We start from the raw sequence: 16,863 nt of genomic DNA on the forward strand, positions 1-16,863 counted from the left end.
GACGACAGTGCGGCGGAGTATAGGGAGGGGTCCTGGCGCGAACCAGTCGAGAGTTTTGAAGGGCGCGTTCGCGGGATTTGAATGGTCCGGCAGGCCCGGATGCAGGTGGCGCCGGCGCCCCCGCCAGCCCCGGCGTTTGGCGCGTGGGCGCTGCCGTGTCACAATTCGCGTTTGGCACTGACGCGGCACGTGACTCGGCCGGCCGCGTCGCCGTGCTTCCCGCCGCCCCGACGCGCGTATCGGAAGCCCGCCCAAGAGCCGACAAATTCACTTAGATTTTCTGGCGATGACTACCATCCTGCAGCACATTCCTTCCGGCCAGCGCGTCGGAATCGCCTTCTCCGGCGGCCTTGACACCAGCGCGGCACTCCTCTGGATGCGCCAGAAGGGCGCTGTCCCCTACGCCTACACCGCCAACCTGGGCCAGCCCGACGAGCCCGACTACGACGACATCCCGCGCCGCGCCAAGGCCTACGGCGCCGAGGAAGCCCGCCTGGTCGACTGCCGCACGCAACTGGTGGCCGAAGGCATCGCCGCCATGCAGTGCGGCGCGTTCCATATCTCGACCGCCGGCATCACCTACTTCAACACCACCCCGATCGGCCGGGCCGTCACCGGCACCATGCTGGTTGCTGCGATGAAGGAAGATGGTGTCAATATCTGGGGCGATGGCAGCACGTTCAAGGGCAATGACATCGAGCGCTTCTACCGCTACGGTCTCCTGACCAACCCCGGCCTGCAGATCTACAAGCCGTGGCTGGACCAGCAGTTCATTGATGAACTGGGCGGCCGCGCCGAGATGTCCGAGTTCATGCGCCAGAACGGCTTCGACTACAAGATGTCGGCCGAAAAGGCGTACTCGACCGACTCCAACATGCTGGGCGCCACCCACGAGGCCAAGGACCTGGAGCACCTGGATTCGGGCATCCGCATCGTGCAGCCGATCATGGGCGTGCAGTTCTGGCGCGATGACGTGGAAGTCAAGCGCGAGGAAGTCACCGTGCGCTTCGAGGAAGGCCAGCCGGTCGCGCTGAACGGCCAGACCTTCGCCAACAGCGTCGACCTGTTCATGGAAGCCAACCGCATCGGCGGCCGCCATGGCCTGGGCATGAGCGACCAGATCGAGAACCGCATCATCGAAGCCAAGAGCCGCGGCATCTACGAAGCTCCGGGCCTGGCGCTGCTGTTCATCGCCTACGAGCGCCTGATCACCGGCATCCACAACGAAGACACCATCGAGCAGTACCGCGACAACGGCCGCCGCCTGGGCCGCCTGCTGTACCAGGGCCGCTGGTTCGACCCGCAAGCCATCATGCTGCGCGAAACCGCCCAGCGCTGGGTGGCCGGCGCCATCACCGGCGAAGTCACCATCGAACTGCGTCGCGGCAACGACTACTCGATCCTGAACACCACCTCGCCGAACCTGACCTACAAGCCGGAACGGCTGACCATGGAAAAGGGCGAGTCGATGTTCACGCCGCTGGACCGGATCGGCCAGCTGACCATGCGCACGCTGGATATCGTCGACACGCGCGAGAAGCTGCAGACGTATGCCAAGAGCGGCCTGCTGTCGACCAAGGTCAGCGCCTCGCTGCCGAAGCTGGAAGACTGAGCGTCGCCGCGCCTCGCCTGACGGCGGGCCAGCGAGAAACCGGCACCTTCGGGTGCCGGTTTTTTTTTCGTCTCGGCGTTTTCCCCAGCTGTCCCGGAATGTCAAACATACGTCCCGGAATATCAAACCGCGCGGTCCCGATCGCCAGATACTGCGTGCGCTCGTCGCCCTTCGGGGGCGGGCTGTGAACGCACGGCGGCGCGAAGACCGCCGGTCTGCTTCCGGAGACGCCCATGTCCAGACCCCGCCTTGCCCTTGCCGCAGAGCCGGCCACGCCGGTCCTGCCGGCTGCTGCCGGACCGCGCTATGCGTGGCTCGTCTTTGCGCTGACGTTCGCGCTGCTGCTGTCGGACTATATGTCGCGCCAGGTGCTCAACGCGGTGTTTCCGCTGCTGAAGGCCGAATGGCAGCTCGGTGATACGGAGCTGGGCGCGCTCGGCGGCGTGGTGGCGCTGATGGTGGGCGTGCTCGCGATTCCGCTGTCGCTGCTGGCCGACCGCTGGGGACGCGTGCGCAGCCTGATCCTGATGGCGGCGCTGTGGAGCCTGGCCACGCTGGGCTGCGCGGTGGCGGACAGCTTCGGCCAGATGTTCCTGGCGCGGCTTTGCGTCGGCATCGGCGAGGCGGCGTATGGCAGCGTGGGTATCGCGGTGGTGGTGTCGGTGTTCCCGCGCCATCTGCGCGCCAGCCTCAGCGCTGCGTTTATTGCCGGCGGTGCCTTCGGCTCGGTGCTTGGTATGGGGTTGGGCGGCATCCTGTCGGCCCACTTTGGCTGGCGCATCGCCTTTGCCGGGATCGCCGGCTTCGGCCTGGTGATGGTGGCGCTCTACTACCTGACCATCAGCGAGCATCGGCTGCGCGGGCTCCAGCAACGTGTGGGCGCGGCCAACGGCGACGCGGCGGCCTCGGCCCGGCAACTGGAGCCGCGCCGGATCGTGCGCGAGCTGCTGACGGTGCCTTCCATGCTCTGCGCCTGCGCGGGCAGTGCGCTGCAACTGCTGGTGATGGCGGCGCTGCTGGGCTGGCTGCCCAGCTTCCTGTCGCGCGACTACGGCATGGCGACCGGGCGCGCCGGCGTGGCCGCGGCAATGCTGGTGCTGGTGGCCGGCGTAGGCATGGTGGCTTGCGGTGCGCTGACCGACCGCGTGGCGCGGCGCGTGCCCGCGCGCAAATGGCAGATGGCCATCGCCTACAGCGTGATTTGCTGCGTCTTGCTGATGACGGCGTTCCGGCTGCCCGCGGGCCACGCGCAGCTGGTGCTGATCGGCGCGGGCATGCTGGTGGTGGGCGGCACCGCCGGCCCCGCCAGCGCGATGGTGGCCAACCTGACGCGGCCTGCCATCCATGCGACCGCGTTTGCCACGCTGACCCTGATCAACAACCTGCTGGGGCTGGCGCCGGGACCGTTCCTGACCGGAGTGCTGGCCGACCACATTGGCCTGACCGGCGCGCTGCAATGGATTCCGCTGGCCGGTGCGGCCGCGGCCCTGCTGTTCTGCCTCGGCCGCCGGCACTACGCGGCGGACCTGCGCCGCCTGGATGGCCACGCTGTGCCTGACGTTGTTCCTGCCTGACTCTTTCCAATCCGACCATGACTGCTACACCCACCCACACTGTCCTGATGGTGCCGGGCCTGCGCGACCACGTCGCCGAGCACTGGCAAACGCTGCTGCAAGCCGAACTGCAGGCGCAGGGGCACGACGTCCGCTGCGTGCCGCCGCTGGAGCACGACAAGCTCAGCTGCGCGGCGCGCGTCGCTGCACTCGATGCGGCACTGGCGGCCATCGACAAGCCGGTCGTGCTGGTCGCGCACAGCGCTGGCGTGATGATCACCGTGCACTGGGCGGCACGGCACCAGCGCCAGATCCTGGGCGCGCTGCTGGTGACGCCGCCGGATTTCTCGCAGCCGCTGCCGCCCGGCTATCCGGCGCAGGACGCGCTGGTGCAGGGGGGCTGGCTGCCGACGCCGCTCGCGCCTCTGCCGTTCCCAACTTTGGTTGCTGCCAGCGGCAACGACCCTTTGGCCAGCCATGCGCGTGTCGCAGAGATGGCCGCCGCATGGGGCGGCCGCCTGGTGGACCTGGGCAACGTCGGCCACCTCAACCCTGCCGCGGGCTACGGCCCGTGGCCGCGTGCCCATGACTTGCTGGCGGAACTGGGCACCCTGGTCACGCGCGATTCGTGACCCCGCCGCATCCGCGGCACAACAAAAGAATCCGGCCGCAAAGGCCGGGCAATCAAGGAGGAGATAAATGAAAACCAGAAGCACCGTGATGGCCCTGATGCTGGGCTGCCCGCTCGCGGCCGCCGCGCAATCGTCAGTCACGCTGTATGGCGTGGCGGACGTCAACGTCGAATACGTGAACCGCGTCGGCGCTGTGCCGGTTGCCACTAACGGCTTCAACCCGGGGCCGGGCGACAAGGTGTTCCGCATGGCCTCGGGCGGGCTGTCCGGGTCGCGCTGGGGCCTGCGCGGCGCGGAAGATCTTGGTGCGGGATGGCAGGCGTCGTTCGTGCTGGAAAGCGGTTTCAGCCTGGACAACGGCACCATGCAGCAGAGCGGCCGCCTGTTCGGCCGCCAGGCCTTTGTCGCGCTGCAGCGCGCCGGCATCGGCCAGCTCAGCCTGGGCCGCCAGTACACGTCGATCTTTGAAGCGCTGGCGAACTTCTCGCCTACTGCCTACGCCACGCAATATGAACCGGTGGTGCTGCAGGCGGGCGCCAATTTCCGCGAGGACAACACGGTCAAGTACACCGGCCAGTTCGGTCCGCTGACGGCGCGCGCGCACTGGTCGTTCGGCGCCGGGCTGGCGCTGCCGCAAACGGTTGGCATTGCCACGCCGATCGGCGGCAATGGCGAAGTGCCCGGACAGTTCCGGCGTGACACCGCCTACGGGGCTTCGCTGGCGTATGCCACCGGGCCGTTCGGCGCCACTATCGGCTATGACCAGTGGAACCCCACCATCGGCACCAGCAATGGCACCGTGCGCAAGGCGGTCGTGGCGGCGAGCTATGCCTTCGGTCCGGCCAAGATCATGGGTGGCTATCGCTGGGGCCAGAACAAGAATGCCGCTGACGTGGTGATCCAGCGCGATGACTATTACTGGATCGGCGCCAACTACCAGGTCACCCCCGCCGTGGGGCTGACGCTGGAGTACAACTACGACAATGTCAGGAGCCTGTTCGGCAATACGCAGGTGGCCAATCCGTGGCAGGTTGCCTTTGTTGCCAACTATGCGTTCTCGCGGCGCACGGATGTGTACCTGTCTACGGCCTATGCTCGCAATGCCGGGCTGATGCTGGAGTCGCTGGCCACGGTCTATGCCAACAGCCTGTCGTTGGGCAACAGCTATGCTGCGGCCAACGGGCAGCGCAGCATGGTTGGCGTGGCTTTGGGGATGCGGCACAAGTTCTGAGTTGGCTGCTGTTGGATTGTTGCATAGCGACAGCCCAATCAACCACACCGCCAACAGCCACCACCCTCAAATCCGCAAAGGACCTTTCCTCAATTACCCCACCTGCGCCCGCCATGCCGACACACTGCGCCCAAAACGCCCGCTGAACCACCGCGAAAACGCACTCAGCGACGAAAACCCCAGCAGCGCAGCCACTTCCGACAGCGGACGCTCGCGGTTCTCCAGGTAGCGGATCACCAGGTCGGCACGGGCCTCGGCAAGGATGTCGGAGTAGGTCGTATGTTCCTGCCCGAGCCGCCGATGCACGGTGCGCCGGTCGACGCTCAGGTGCTGGGCCACGCGTTCGACCGAGCACAGTCCGGTGGGCAGCAGCGCATAGACCAGCTTGCGCACCATGTCCGACATGGTCGCCGCGGTCGACTGCGCCAGCAGCGTGCCGAGATAGTGCTTGACCTGCTGCGCCATCACCGGGTCATACGACGGCAACGGCGCCTCCAGGTCCGAGGCCAGGCAGACGATGCCGTCGAAATCCTGGTTGAAGGTGCAGGGCATGCCGAACACGCGTGAAAACGTGGCCGCGTTGGCCGGCGCGGGGTGGGTGAAGCAGATACTGCGCGGCCGCCAGGACTGCCCCAGGAACAGCCTCAGCATCCGGAACACCACGCCGACCGCGAGGTCGGCGGCCTGCCGCAAGGTCCCCGGCGCTTCGGTGAGCACCTGCAGCCGGATCATCACCAGTTCATCGCTGTCTTCGATGCGCATCGACAGCGACTCATTCTGCAGGCCCATGTAGCGGACCATCGACTCCAGCGCGCGGCGCAGCGTGGGCTCTTCACGCACCACGAAGGCGAGCGGGCCGAGGTTGGAGAACTCGCGCAGCTCGGCCATGCGCAGGCCGAAGTCGTCGGCCCCGGTGGCGTGTGCCGACGCATCCAGCAAGCGGCCGACCGAGGCCGCGGGGATGCGGATATCGGGATCGAGCAGCACCGAGCGGTTGATCTTTGCCGCCCTCAGTTGCTGGTATGGATCCAGCCCCAGCGAACGCGCGACTTCCACGTAATTGGTCAGGCTGGCGCTGCGCAGATAGTAGGACATTGGGCGGATTCCGTGCTTTCCCTGAGTGTCCCGAAATGTAAATCGGATGTCCCCAATCGTCAAATCGCGGCCGGTCGTTCACCGATACTCCAACCACTAACCAACCGGAGCCATCCATGCAATTCCTTGACGATTCCCTGCACCCCGAAAACATGGACAAGGTGGTGATCACCGTTGCCCCCTATGGCCCGGAATGGATGCCGCAGGACTTCCCCGAAGACATCCCCGTCACCATGGAAGAGCAGGTCCAGAAAGCCGTGGACTGCTACAACGCCGGCGCCACGGTGCTGCACCTGCACGTGCGCGAACCGGACGGCAAGGGCTCCAAGCGCCTGTCCAAGTTCAACGAGCTGATCGCCGGCGTGCGCGCCGCGGTGCCGGACATGATCATCCAGGTGGGCGGCTCGATCTCGTTTGCGCCGGAAGACGACGGCCAGGCGGCCAAGTGGCTGTCCGACGACACCCGCCACATGCTGGCGGAGCTGGAGCCCAAGCCCGACCAGGTGACCGTGGCGATCAACACCACGCAGATGAACATCATGGAGTTGCTCTATCCGGAATACCTGAAGGGCACCTCGCTGGAACACCCGGCCTACCAGGCCGCCTATCGCGAAATGACCGTGCCGGCCGGCCCGGGCTGGGTGGAAGAGCACCTGCGCCGGCTGCAGGCCTCGGGCATCCAGCCGCATTTCCAGCTGACCGGCATGCACGCGCTGGAAACGCTGGAGCGGCTGGTGCGCGCCGGCATCTACACCGGCCCGCTGAACCTGACCTGGATCGGCATCGGCGGCGGCTTCGACGGCCCCAACCCGTTCAACTTCTTCAACTTCGTGCACCGCGCGCCGGACGGCTGCACGCTGACCGCCGAGTCGCTGCTGAAGAACGTGCTGCCGTTCAACATGATGGCGATGGCGATGGGCCTGCACCCGCGCTGCGGCATCGAAGACACCATCATCGACCAGCACGGCAAGCGCATGACCTCGGTGCAGCAGATCGAACAGTGCGTGCGCGTGGCGCAGGAACTGGGCCGCGAGATCGCATCCGGCAAGGAAGCCCGCGAGATCTACCGCATCGGCACCTGGTACGACAGCGCCGACGCCACGCTGGAAGCCAATGGCATGGCGCCCAACCGCAAGGCAGGGCAGAAGAACCTGCCGCTGCGCGCGGCGGCCTGATCCTGGCCGCGGGGCCGGCATAACGGCCGGCCCTGGCCATGCACTACCGGAGTTCGTGATGCATCACCCTGACGCCCTCGCCAATCCCTGCATCAACATCTGCCGCATGGACCTCGCCAACCGCTATTGCCAGGGCTGCGCCAGGACGCGGCTGGAAATCGGGCGCTGGGCGCAGATGAGCGAGGCCGAACGCGCGCAAGTGCTGGCGGCGGCGCCGGCCCGCCGCGGGCAGCGTGCCGCTACGGGCGCTCTGCCATGAACCAGCCCGTCTCCCTCTTCATCCAGGTCGGGTTCGACCTGGTCTGCCCCTGGTGCATGATCGGCAAGCGCCATCTTGAAACGGCGCTGGCGCAACTGGCCCAGCAACGGCCCGATGTAGCAGTCACGGTCGAATGGCGCAGCTCTCTCCTGTTTCCGACGCTGCCGCCTGCCGGCATCCCCTATCGCAAGTTCAGCCTGGCGCGGCTCGGCAGTGCCGAAGCCGTGGCGCTGCGGAAGGCGCAGGTGTGCGCCGCCGCGCGCGAGGCCGGCATCACGCTGGAACTCGACCGCATCGAAGTGCTGCCCAACACCGTGCTTGCGCATCGCCTGATCCGGTATGCGCGCCAGGCTGGTGGCGAAGCGGCCGCATCCGTGCTGATCGACCGATTGTTTGAAGGGTACTTCCTGCGCGGTGAGGACCTCGGCGATCCACGCGTGCTGCACGCCGCGGCGATCGCCTCCGGCATGCCGATGCCGCAAGCGGCGGCACCAGCCACTGCGCAAGACCTGGCATGGCTGCCGCCGCTGCATGGCGAGGAGGTGCCGCTACCCAATCCCGGCCTGGGCGTGCCACGCTTTGTGATCAACGGTGCGCCGCCGATCGCCGGCGCCAGGCCGCCGCGTGCCTTGCTGGAGGCAATGCTGCGGGCGCTGGCCCGCGCATCTCCCGCTTCCCCACCCCCGCCAGGCATCGCGCTCACCGCCCGGTGACGCCGCGCCCGGCAATGCTGGACAGAAGATCCATACTACATAACGGAGACAACATGCCCACCCACCCTTCATTCCTGCTGCGCATCGCCGCCGTGGCGGCCGGCCTGGCGCTGGCGGCTCCCGCTGCCATGGCCTGGACCAGCAAGCCGGTCCGGATGCTGGTGCCCGCCCCCGCGGGCGGCACCATGGACGTGCTCGCGCGCCTGCTGGCAGACCAGCTGTCGGCGGACCTAGGCCATCCCGTGGTGGTCGACAACAAGCCGGGCGCCGGCGGCGGCATTGCCATCACTACCATGCTGGCCGCGCCCGCTGATGGTCAGACCATCATGGTCACCGCCAGCAATGTGCTGACCGAGATCCCGCATGTGCTCAAGCAGCCGTTCGACCCGCTGAAAGACATCAGGCCCGTCGCCGCCGTGGCGCGTTCGCGCATGGTGATGATTGGCGCGCCTGGCCTGCCGGCCAAGGACCTGAAGGGCCTGGTCAGCTACGCCCGGGCCAATCCGGGCAAGCTCAGCTTTGCCTCTTACAGCGCCGGCACCGCTTCGCACTACGCGGGCATGATCATGAACCAGAAGGCCGGGCTGGACTTGCAGCATGTGCCCTTTGCCGGTTCCGCGCCGGCGCTGACGCAGGTGATGGGCAATCAGATCGCCGTGATGTACGACGGCATGGTGACCTCGCTGCCGATGATCCGTGCCGGCAAGGTGCAGGTTTATGCCGTGGCGTCGAAGAGCCGCTCGGCGCTGCTGCCGCAGGTGCCGACCTTTGCGGAAATGGGTTACCCCGACATGGAGTTCAGCAACTGGGTGGGCGTGATTGCGTCGTCGAAGCTGTCGCCCGAACTGGCCGAGAAGGTCCACGCGGCTGCCTACAAGGCTGCGGCTTCTGCCAAGGTGCGTGACCGCATGGAGGCGCTTGGCTATGAGCCGCTGCCGGCGCAGCCCCTGCCGCAACTGAGCGAATCAGTGCGCACGGAGTTCGAGCGCAATGCCGGCATCGTCAAGGCGTTCAATATCCAGCCCTGAGTCAGTTCCCGGCAACGCAAAAGGGCAGCCTCATCCGAGGCTGCCCTTTCTTCTTCCTGCTGCCGGCTCAGGCGCGGGTGCCGCGCAAGCGCTTCTTGTCGATCTTGCCGACGCTGGTCTTCGGGATCTCGTCGACAAACAGGATCCGCTCAGATTCCGGCACCGCATACTTGCTGAGCCGGTTGGCCTCGACGCGCGCCAGCAGCGACGTACGAATCGCATCCGCGGTCACCGTTGCACCTGGCTTGCGCACCACGAATGCCATCGGCCGCTCGCCCCACCTGGCGTCCGGCACGCCGATGACCGCGCACTCCAGCACGCCCGGCACCTGCGTGACCAGGCTCTCGACCTCGATCGACGAGACCCATTCGCCGCCGGTCTTGATCACATCCTTGATCCGGTCGACGATCTGCACGAAGCCGTCGGTCCCCATTACCGCGATGTCCTGCGTATGCAGGTAGCCGCCGGCCCACAGCTCGGCCGATGCCTCGGGCTTGCCGTGGTATGCCCTGGTCAGGAACGGTGCGCGCAGCACGATCTCGCCGCGCGCCTGGCCGTCGCGCGGCACATCGTGCATCGATTCATCCACCAGGCGGAAGTCCACCATCGCCACCGGCCGGCCCGTCGAGCAGCGCATGCGCACTTCGGTCTCGTGGTCGCGAGGCGCGTCGCCCGGCGGCAACTGGGCCAGCGCGACGATGGGGCCGGTCTCCGACATGCCATAGCCGGCAAACACATCCATGCCGCGCTCGAGGGCAGCCTCGCACAAGGCCGCCGGCAGCGCCGAGCCGCCGATGATGAGCTTCCAGCCCGACAGGTCCTGGCCGCTTGCCTGCGCCGCCTGCAACAGCATCTGCAGCAAGGTCGGCACGCAGTGCGAGAACGTGACCCGCTCGGTCTCGCGCAACTGCAGCAGCATGTCAGGCGCATAGCGCCCCGGCAGCACGAGGCGCAGCCCGAGCATGACCGCGACATACGGGATGCCCCAGGCGAGCACATGGAACATCGGCGTGATCGGCATGTAGACGTCTTCCCGATGCAGGCGCTGTCCTTCGCGCGGCGCGCACAGGCTGGTGGCCGAGGCCAGCGCATGCAGCACGATATCGCGATGGCTGTAGCACACGCCCTTGGGATCGCCGGTGGTGCCCGTCGTGTAGAAGGTGGCGGCGCGGGTGTTCTCGTCGAACTCGGGGAAGTCGAAGTCGGGCGAGGCCGCGCTCAGCAGGGCCTCATACTCGCCGCTGAACGGTAGCGATGTCGGCGGCACCTGCTGGCCGTCGGCCAGCAGGACAAAGCTGCGCACGCTGGTCAGCTGGCCGCGGATCTCTTCCATCACCGGCAGGAAGTCCGGATGGAGCAGCACCACCTCGGCGCCGGAATCGTTCAGCGTGTACAGGATCTGCTGCGCCGACAGCCGCACGTTGACCGTGAACAGCGTCGCGCCCATCATCGGCACGCCGAAATAGCATTCCAGGTAGCGGTGGCTGTCCCAGTCCATCACCGCCACGGTGGTGCCGTGCGCCACCCCCTGCGCGGCCAGCGCTGAAGCCAGCCGGCCGACGCGCTGGCGGAATTCGCGATAGCTATGGCGCAGTTGCCCGCGGTACGTGATCTGCTGGTCGCCGTAGAGCGACAGCGAATTGAGCAGCAGTTGCTTGACGAGCAAGGGATAGGCGTAAGCCTGCGGCGCCGCAGACACAAGGTTTGGTTGCATGTCTGCCTCCTTCAGAACGGCACGTCGCCGATGATGCCGGCGCGCTCCATCTTGCGCACCGTGGGCGCATAGTCCTGCACTGCGTAATGCTGGGTGCAGCGGTTGTCCCAGATCGCCACGCTGTTCTTCTTCCAGCGCCAGCGCACCTGGTACTCCGGGATCTCCGCCTGCGCGCACAGGTAGTGCAGCAGATCGCCCGCGCCGGGCATGAAATCCTTGCCGAAGCGGACCACGTCGTCGCGGTGGTAGTTGGCAAAGTGCGAGGTGAAGGCGTTGACGAACAGGACCTTCTCGCCCGTCTCCGGATGGGTGCGCACCACGGGATGCTCCACCATCGGGAACTGCGCCGCCAGCGCCGCACGCTTCTCCGGCGGCATATTGGCGCCGAAGGTGTGCTCGATGCTGTGCTTGGCGCGCAGGCCTTCAATGCGGGCCTTGATGTCCTGCGGCAGGCGCCGGTAGGCCTCGCCCATGTTCACCCAGATGGTGTCGCCGCCCACTGCCGGCGTTTCCAGGCAGCGCAGCACGCAGCCCATCGGCGGCGCCTGGCGCCAGGTGGCGTCGCAATGGAAGGAGTTCTCGTAGTGCTCGACCTTGCTGTCGGGCGACTTGTAGATCTGCACCAGGCCCGGGTGTTCCGGGTCGCTGCCCACCACCGGGTGGTCTTCCAGTTCGCCGAAGCGGCGCGCAAAGGCAACGTGTTCGGCGCGGGTGATGTCCTGGTCGCGCAGGAACAGCACCTTGTGCTGCAGCAGCAGCGCCTTGATCTCGGCGAACAGGCCGGCGTCGCGTGATGCGTCGGCCAGGCTGACGCCGCTCAGTTCGGCGCCGATGGTGCAGGTCAGGGGTTCTGCATGCATGGTGTGGTCTCCTCTGTTGTTGTTCTCAGATGACGAAGATCGACGAACCGGTGGTGCGGCGCGCCTCCAGGTCCTGGTGCGCCTGCACCGCGTCTTCCAGCGCATAGCGCTGGTTGATGCCGATGCGGATGCGGCCCGCGCCCACGTGGTCGAACAGCTCGCCCGCCAGCGCCTGCTTTTCCGCGGGGTCGGCGATGTAGTCGGCCAGCGCCGGGCGCGTCAGGAACAGCGATCCCTTCATCGCCAGCAGCACCGGGTCGAACGGCGGAATCGGGCCCGATGCGGTACCCACGCACACCATGGTGCCGCGCCGCTTGAGCGAATCCAGCGACGCCATGAAGGTGGTCTTGCCGACGCTGTCGAATACCACCGAGACTCCCACGCCGTCGGTCAGCTCGCGCACGCGCTTGGCCACGTCTTCGCGGGTGTACTGGATGATGTGGTCGCAGCCGTGCGCGCGCGCCACTTCGGCCTTGGCTTCGGTGGATACCGTGCCGATCACGGTCAGGCCCAGCAGCTTGGCCCACTGCGAAACGATCAGCCCGACCCCGCCCGCCGCGGCGTGCAGCAGGATGGTGTCGCCCTGGCTGAACGGATAGATGCGGCGCATCAGGTAGGCCGAGGTCAGCCCGCGCATGGTCATGGCCGCGGCGGTTTCGAAGGCAATGCTCTCGGGCAGGCGGATCAGCGGCGCGGCCGGTGCCAGGCGCTCGGTGCTGTAGGCGCCCAGCGTGTTGACGAAGCCGGTGTAGGTGACGCGGTCGCCCGCCGCCACGTTGGTCACGCCCGGGCCGACGGATACCACCACGCCGGCGGCCTCCACGCCCATGCCGCTGGGCAGCGGCACGGGATAGGTGCCATTGCGGAAGTAGGTGTCGGCGTAGTTCAGTCCTACCGCCACGTGGCGGATGCGGACCTGTCCCGGGCCCGGATCGCCCACTTCCATGTGTTCATAGCGCAGCACTTCGGGGCCGCCGGTCTCGTACATGCGGACAACGTTTGCCATGGTCTTGTCTCCTGGAATCTGGTTGGTGCAGAACACGCTGCAGCTGCAGGGAACTGTAGAGATTGCTGCCCCGGGTGGCTTTGCATTGGCTACCGATGACTTTGCATTTCATGCCACGCGGCCCTATGATCGCTGCTGCGGGCGGGCAGACTGCGCCGCCAACAGACATCTCATCGCAAGGCAACGCTGCTTGGAAACCCTGATACGTGCAGCCGCACTGACCAACTTCCTCGAGGTTTCACGTGACCTCGGCCTGGATCCGCAGCCGCTGCTGCGCCAGGCGCGGCTGCGGCGCGCCTGGCTGGACGATCCCGACCAGCGCGTCCCGCTCAGCGCCTGCGTGGCACTGCTGGAAGCCGCCGCGCAGGCCTCGGCCTGCGCGACCTTCGGGCTGCGCATGGCGGAGTCGCGCCAGCTGTCGGACTTTGGCGTGATGAGCCTCTTGATCAGCCAGCAGCCCACGCTGCGCGCCGCGCTGGCCACCACCATCCGCTACCGGCACCTGGTCAACGACTCGGTGGCGCTGTTGCTCGAGGATGCCGGCAGCGCCGTGGTCATCCGGCAGGAAGTGCTCAGCGACGCGCCCTCGCGGCAGGCCACCGAGCTGGCCATCGGCGTCGTCTTCCGCATGTGCGCGCTGCTGCTGGGTCCGCGCTGGCAGCCGATCGGCGTGAGCTTCACGCACGCGCCCCCGGCCGACCTGCGCATCCACCGCCGCCTGTTCGGCTGCCCGCTGGAATTCAACGCGGACTGCAATGGCATCATCTGCCGCGCGTCCGACCTCGACGCGCCGAACCCGACGGCGGATCCGGTCATGGCACGCTACGCGCAGCAGTTTATCGACACGCTGCCACGCGCCAACCCGCAGTCCATCGGCCATGAAGTGCGCGCCGCCATCTACCTGATGCTGCCGATGGGCCGCGCCACCTGCGAGGCCGTGGCGGAGGGCCTGGGCCTGAGCCTGCGCACCATGCAGCGCCAGCTCGACGACGCGGGCGAGACCTTTACTGAGATCCTGAACGACGTGCGGCGCGAACTGGCGCGACGGTACGTGGAGAACCCGCGCTATTCGCTGCTGCGGGTGTCGCAGTTGCTGGGGTATGGGTCGGCCAGCTCCTTTACCCGGTGGTTTTCTGCGCAGTTCGGGATGGCGCCGGCCAGCTGGCGCAGGGATCACGCAGGGGGGTAGCGGGATAAGGTCTCAGCCTGGCGGACGGGCCCGGCGCGCCGGCACCTGGTTCCGCTTGCCGCTTCCCAGGGCCTCTTCCAGGAACTGCATCAGCGCCTGCACGCGCGCCGTGCGTCCCCGTCGCGTAGGAACCAGCAGCGTCACCGGCGCGCTGTCGAATTCCCAGTCTGCCAGCACGCGCACCAGCGCTCCGCGCGCCACCGCGTCGGCGGCGTCCCATTCCGAGCGCAGCACCAGTCCCAGCCCCTGTTCGGCCCAGGCCCGCGCGACGCTGCCGTCATTGCTGGTATAGGCCGGCACCACGCGCACGCTCTCGCGCGCCGATGTACGCCGCCCGGTGCCGGCCCGGCGCAAGCGCCAAAGCGTCACGTCCTCGTCATTCTCGCGGATGCAGATGCAGGCATGCTCGAGCAAGTCGCGCGGCACGGCGGGCGTGCCGCGCTGGCGCAGGTAGGCGGGGCTGGCGCATAGCCAGCGCGTATTGGACGCAAGCGTGCGCGCAATCCAGGACGAATCGCGCACGGCGCCGATATGGATGACAGCGTCCGAGTCATGCCGGTCGGGCCAGGGCGTTTCGCGCAGGTCAAGCTGCAGGCGCAGGTCGGGATGCAGCTGGGCGAAGCGCGCCAGCAGCGGGGCCACATGGTGGCGTCCGTAGCCGAACGGCGCGGCAATGCGCAGCGTGCCCGTCAGCCGGCTGTCCTCGCGCCGGAACGACTCGGGCAAGGCGTCGAGCTGTGCCAGCAGGGCCGCCCCCTCTCGCGCGAAGCGCTCACCCTCCGGCGTCAGGCTCAGCCGCCTGGCGGTGCGGGTCGCCAGCGCCAGGCCCAGTGTCGCCTCCAGCTTGCGCAGGCGGGCCGACAACGCGGGCGGCGTCACGTTCAGCGAGCGCGCCGCCGCGCTTAGCGAAGGCGACTGCGCCAGCGCCTCGACCAGGCGCAGGTCCTCGATCTGGATCATTCACTTCAGCTTAACGATTGATGTTCCCGGATTTAACCACGAGCGACCATCCGCTACCTACACTGGCAACCTCAGACAACCGCGCGGAACTTGCCAATCCTCCGCGCAACCTGCCCCGCAAAGGACGCCATGGACACACTTGCCTCATCCACCGCCCCCGCCTGGCCCCGCGCCGTGCTGTTCGACCTGCTGACCGCCCTGCTGGACTCCTGGACCGTCTGGAATGCCGCGGCCGGCTCCGAGGCCCAGGGCCGTGCCTGGCGCGCCGAGTACCTGAAGCTCACTTACGGCTGCGGCGCCTATGTGGGCTACGAGCAGCTGGTGGGCGAGGCCGCCGCGCGGGTCGGCCTGCCTCCCGGCGCCCCGGACGCGCTGGAAGCGCATTGGGACGAACTGCCGCCCTGGGACGGTGCCCGCGAACTGCTGCAGGCGCTGCGGCCGCATTGCCGCCTGGCGGTGGTGACCAACTGTTCCGAGCGCCTGGGCCGGCGCGCCGCGGCCCTGCTGGGGATCGACCGGGATGTGGTCATCACTTCCGAAGCGGCCGGCTTCTACAAACCGGATCCGCGTCCCTACCGGCTTGCGCTGCAGAAGCTCGACGTGCGTGCTGAGGATGCCGCGTTTGTCGCGGGCTCCGGCTACGACATGTTCGGCACCTCCGCCGTCGGGCTGCGCACCTACTGGCACAACCGCGTCGGCCTGGCCCTGCCCGGCGGCGCGCCTGCGCCTGAGGCCGAGTCGTCGACGCTGGCGCCGGCACTGCCATGGTTGCGGTCCTTCCATGCCGGCACGCGCTGAGGAGCTTTGCCATGACCTGCAAGCCTTCTGCAATTTCCCCGCGGCTGCTGCGCCGGCTGGCTGCCGCCGCGGCGCTGGCCATGGCCACGCACGCGATGGCACAGGGCCAGGCCTTCCCGGCACGGCCGATCACCCTGGTGGTGCCATTCCCCGCAGGCGGGCCCAGTGACGCGCTGGCGCGCGGCTTCGCCAGGCAGATGGGCGACGAACTCGGCCAGCAAGTGGTGATCGAGAACCTCTCCGGCGCGGGCGGCACCGTCGGCCTGGGCAAGGTGGCCAGGGCCGAGCCCAACGGCTATACGCTGGGCCTGGGCACTATCGGCACGCATGTGGCCAACGTCGCCTTGTACAAGAAGCTGCCCTATGACCCGGTGGCGGACTTCCGCCCCATCGGCCTGGCGGGTTCGGCGCCGCTCCTGCTGATCGCTCGCGCCGATCTGCCAGCCAGCAACCTGCAGGAGTTCAGCGCCTGGCTGGCCCGCCGCGGCGACCAGGCTTCGTACGGCAGCGCGGGCGTGGGCTCGGTCTCGCACTACGGCTGCGTGATGCTGCTGGCGGCGATGAAGCAGAAGGTCACGCATGTGCCTTACCGCGGCGTGGCGCCCGCCATCAGCGACCTGATGGGCGGCCAGGTCGACTTCATGTGCGACCAGACCACCACGGCGCTGCCGCAGCTGGCCGGCGGCAAGATCAAGGCGCTGGCGGTGCTGTCAGGCGAGCGCCTGAAGCCATTGCCAGCGGTCGCCACGGCCAGGGAGTCGGGCTATCCGCTTGACCTGCGCTCATGGAATGCGCTGTTCGTGCCCAAAGGCACGCCGGATGCCGTCGTCACGCGGCTCAACGCCGCCATGACCGTCGCCGCGGCAGATCCCCAGTTGCGCCGCCAGATGCAGGCGGTCGGGGTTGACTTGCCTGCCGCCGGCGCGATGGATCCGGGCGTGGTCTCCGGCCTGATCTCGCGCGGCCTGCGCGATGACGTGCCCGCCCTGAAGGCCAAGGGGCAGTTTGCCGACTGAAGCGGGCCGCGGCCCTCCTGAA

The 16,863-nt window shown here is 67.8% G+C and carries 16 protein-coding genes; 11 read left to right on the forward strand and 5 right to left on the reverse strand.

Annotation, left to right across the window (positions count from 1 at the left end; genetic code table 11):
• Positions 1-286: 286 nt before the first annotated feature.
• The 4 genes from argG to AC3WVS_RS15875 all read left to right on the forward strand — a co-directional run bounded on the left by argG (position 287) and on the right by AC3WVS_RS15875 (position 5,028).
• Positions 287-1,612 carry an argininosuccinate synthase gene (gene argG / locus AC3WVS_RS15860; RefSeq protein ID WP_013954052.1) on the forward strand — a complete coding sequence of 442 codons (1,326 nt, stop codon included), beginning with the start codon at positions 287-289 and terminating at the stop codon, positions 1,610-1,612.
• 233 nt (positions 1,613-1,845) lie between these two features.
• The gene (locus tag AC3WVS_RS15865; protein ID WP_492319416.1) at positions 1,846-3,186 is read left to right on the forward strand and encodes an MFS transporter; all 1,341 of its coding nucleotides are present in this window, start codon (positions 1,846-1,848) and stop codon (positions 3,184-3,186) included.
• A gap of 17 nt (positions 3,187-3,203) precedes the next feature.
• Complete coding sequence (locus tag AC3WVS_RS15870; RefSeq protein WP_492319417.1) at positions 3,204-3,797, forward strand: RBBP9/YdeN family alpha/beta hydrolase; 594 nt, start codon at positions 3,204-3,206, stop codon at positions 3,795-3,797.
• Positions 3,798-3,864: 67 nt separating this feature from the next.
• On the forward strand, positions 3,865-5,028 hold the full coding sequence (locus AC3WVS_RS15875) for a porin (protein WP_035823417.1): 1,164 nt from the start codon (positions 3,865-3,867) through the stop codon (positions 5,026-5,028).
• 93 nt (positions 5,029-5,121) lie between these two features.
• Here AC3WVS_RS15875 and AC3WVS_RS15880 read toward each other — a convergent pair whose 3' ends face one another.
• Positions 5,122-6,123, reverse strand: coding sequence for an AraC family transcriptional regulator (locus tag AC3WVS_RS15880; RefSeq protein WP_492319418.1), 1,002 nt, complete (start codon positions 6,121-6,123; stop codon positions 5,122-5,124).
• 116 nt (positions 6,124-6,239) lie between these two features.
• Between AC3WVS_RS15880 and AC3WVS_RS15885 the strand changes: the two genes are divergently transcribed.
• The 4 genes from AC3WVS_RS15885 to AC3WVS_RS15900 are packed head-to-tail and all read left to right on the forward strand — an operon-like array spanning position 6,240 to position 9,298.
• Positions 6,240-7,298 carry a beta-keto acid cleavage family enzyme gene (locus AC3WVS_RS15885; RefSeq protein WP_492319419.1) on the forward strand — a complete coding sequence of 353 codons (1,059 nt, stop codon included), beginning with the start codon at positions 6,240-6,242 and terminating at the stop codon, positions 7,296-7,298.
• Between the two features lie 58 nt (positions 7,299-7,356).
• A complete protein-coding gene (locus AC3WVS_RS15890) occupies positions 7,357-7,557 on the forward strand; it encodes a DUF1289 domain-containing protein (RefSeq protein ID WP_010810818.1) in 201 nt (66 codons plus the stop codon).
• The gene (locus tag AC3WVS_RS15895; protein ID WP_492319420.1) at positions 7,554-8,270 is read left to right on the forward strand and encodes a DsbA family oxidoreductase; all 717 of its coding nucleotides are present in this window, start codon (positions 7,554-7,556) and stop codon (positions 8,268-8,270) included. Before AC3WVS_RS15890 ends, AC3WVS_RS15895 begins: the two co-directional genes overlap by 4 nt.
• A gap of 53 nt (positions 8,271-8,323) precedes the next feature.
• The gene (locus AC3WVS_RS15900; protein WP_439669490.1) at positions 8,324-9,298 is read left to right on the forward strand and encodes a Bug family tripartite tricarboxylate transporter substrate binding protein; all 975 of its coding nucleotides are present in this window, start codon (positions 8,324-8,326) and stop codon (positions 9,296-9,298) included.
• A 67-nt stretch (positions 9,299-9,365) separates the two neighbouring features.
• On the opposite strand, the gene AC3WVS_RS15905 is transcribed toward AC3WVS_RS15900, so the two are convergent.
• From AC3WVS_RS15905 to AC3WVS_RS15915, 3 genes are read right to left on the reverse strand one after another with little or no spacing between them, the layout of a single operon-like run.
• The gene (locus AC3WVS_RS15905; protein WP_492319421.1) at positions 9,366-11,012 is read right to left on the reverse strand and encodes a fatty acid--CoA ligase; all 1,647 of its coding nucleotides are present in this window, start codon (positions 11,010-11,012) and stop codon (positions 9,366-9,368) included.
• Between the two features lie 11 nt (positions 11,013-11,023).
• Positions 11,024-11,872 carry a TauD/TfdA dioxygenase family protein gene (locus tag AC3WVS_RS15910; protein WP_492319422.1) on the reverse strand — a complete coding sequence of 283 codons (849 nt, stop codon included), beginning with the start codon at positions 11,870-11,872 and terminating at the stop codon, positions 11,024-11,026.
• A 25-nt stretch (positions 11,873-11,897) separates the two neighbouring features.
• The gene (locus AC3WVS_RS15915; protein ID WP_492319423.1) at positions 11,898-12,878 is read right to left on the reverse strand and encodes a quinone oxidoreductase family protein; all 981 of its coding nucleotides are present in this window, start codon (positions 12,876-12,878) and stop codon (positions 11,898-11,900) included.
• Between the two features lie 190 nt (positions 12,879-13,068).
• Here AC3WVS_RS15915 and AC3WVS_RS15920 point away from each other — a divergent pair, with 190 nt between their 5' ends.
• Complete coding sequence (locus tag AC3WVS_RS15920) at positions 13,069-14,067, forward strand: AraC family transcriptional regulator (protein WP_492319424.1); 999 nt, start codon at positions 13,069-13,071, stop codon at positions 14,065-14,067.
• 12 nt (positions 14,068-14,079) lie between these two features.
• On the opposite strand, the gene AC3WVS_RS15925 is transcribed toward AC3WVS_RS15920, so the two are convergent.
• Positions 14,080-15,027: a LysR family transcriptional regulator gene (locus AC3WVS_RS15925; protein WP_492319425.1), complete on the reverse strand. Its 948-nt coding sequence runs from the start codon at positions 15,025-15,027 to the stop codon at positions 14,080-14,082.
• A gap of 129 nt (positions 15,028-15,156) precedes the next feature.
• Here AC3WVS_RS15925 and AC3WVS_RS15930 point away from each other — a divergent pair, with 129 nt between their 5' ends.
• Complete coding sequence (locus AC3WVS_RS15930; protein ID WP_492319426.1) at positions 15,157-15,825, forward strand: HAD family hydrolase; 669 nt, start codon at positions 15,157-15,159, stop codon at positions 15,823-15,825.
• A gap of 11 nt (positions 15,826-15,836) precedes the next feature.
• Positions 15,837-16,841: a tripartite tricarboxylate transporter substrate-binding protein gene (locus AC3WVS_RS15935; RefSeq protein WP_492319427.1), complete on the forward strand. Its 1,005-nt coding sequence runs from the start codon at positions 15,837-15,839 to the stop codon at positions 16,839-16,841.
• Positions 16,842-16,863 lie beyond the last annotated feature (22 nt).

It is taken from the genome of Cupriavidus sp. CPT47-8839-RL05A (genome assembly GCF_058792255.1).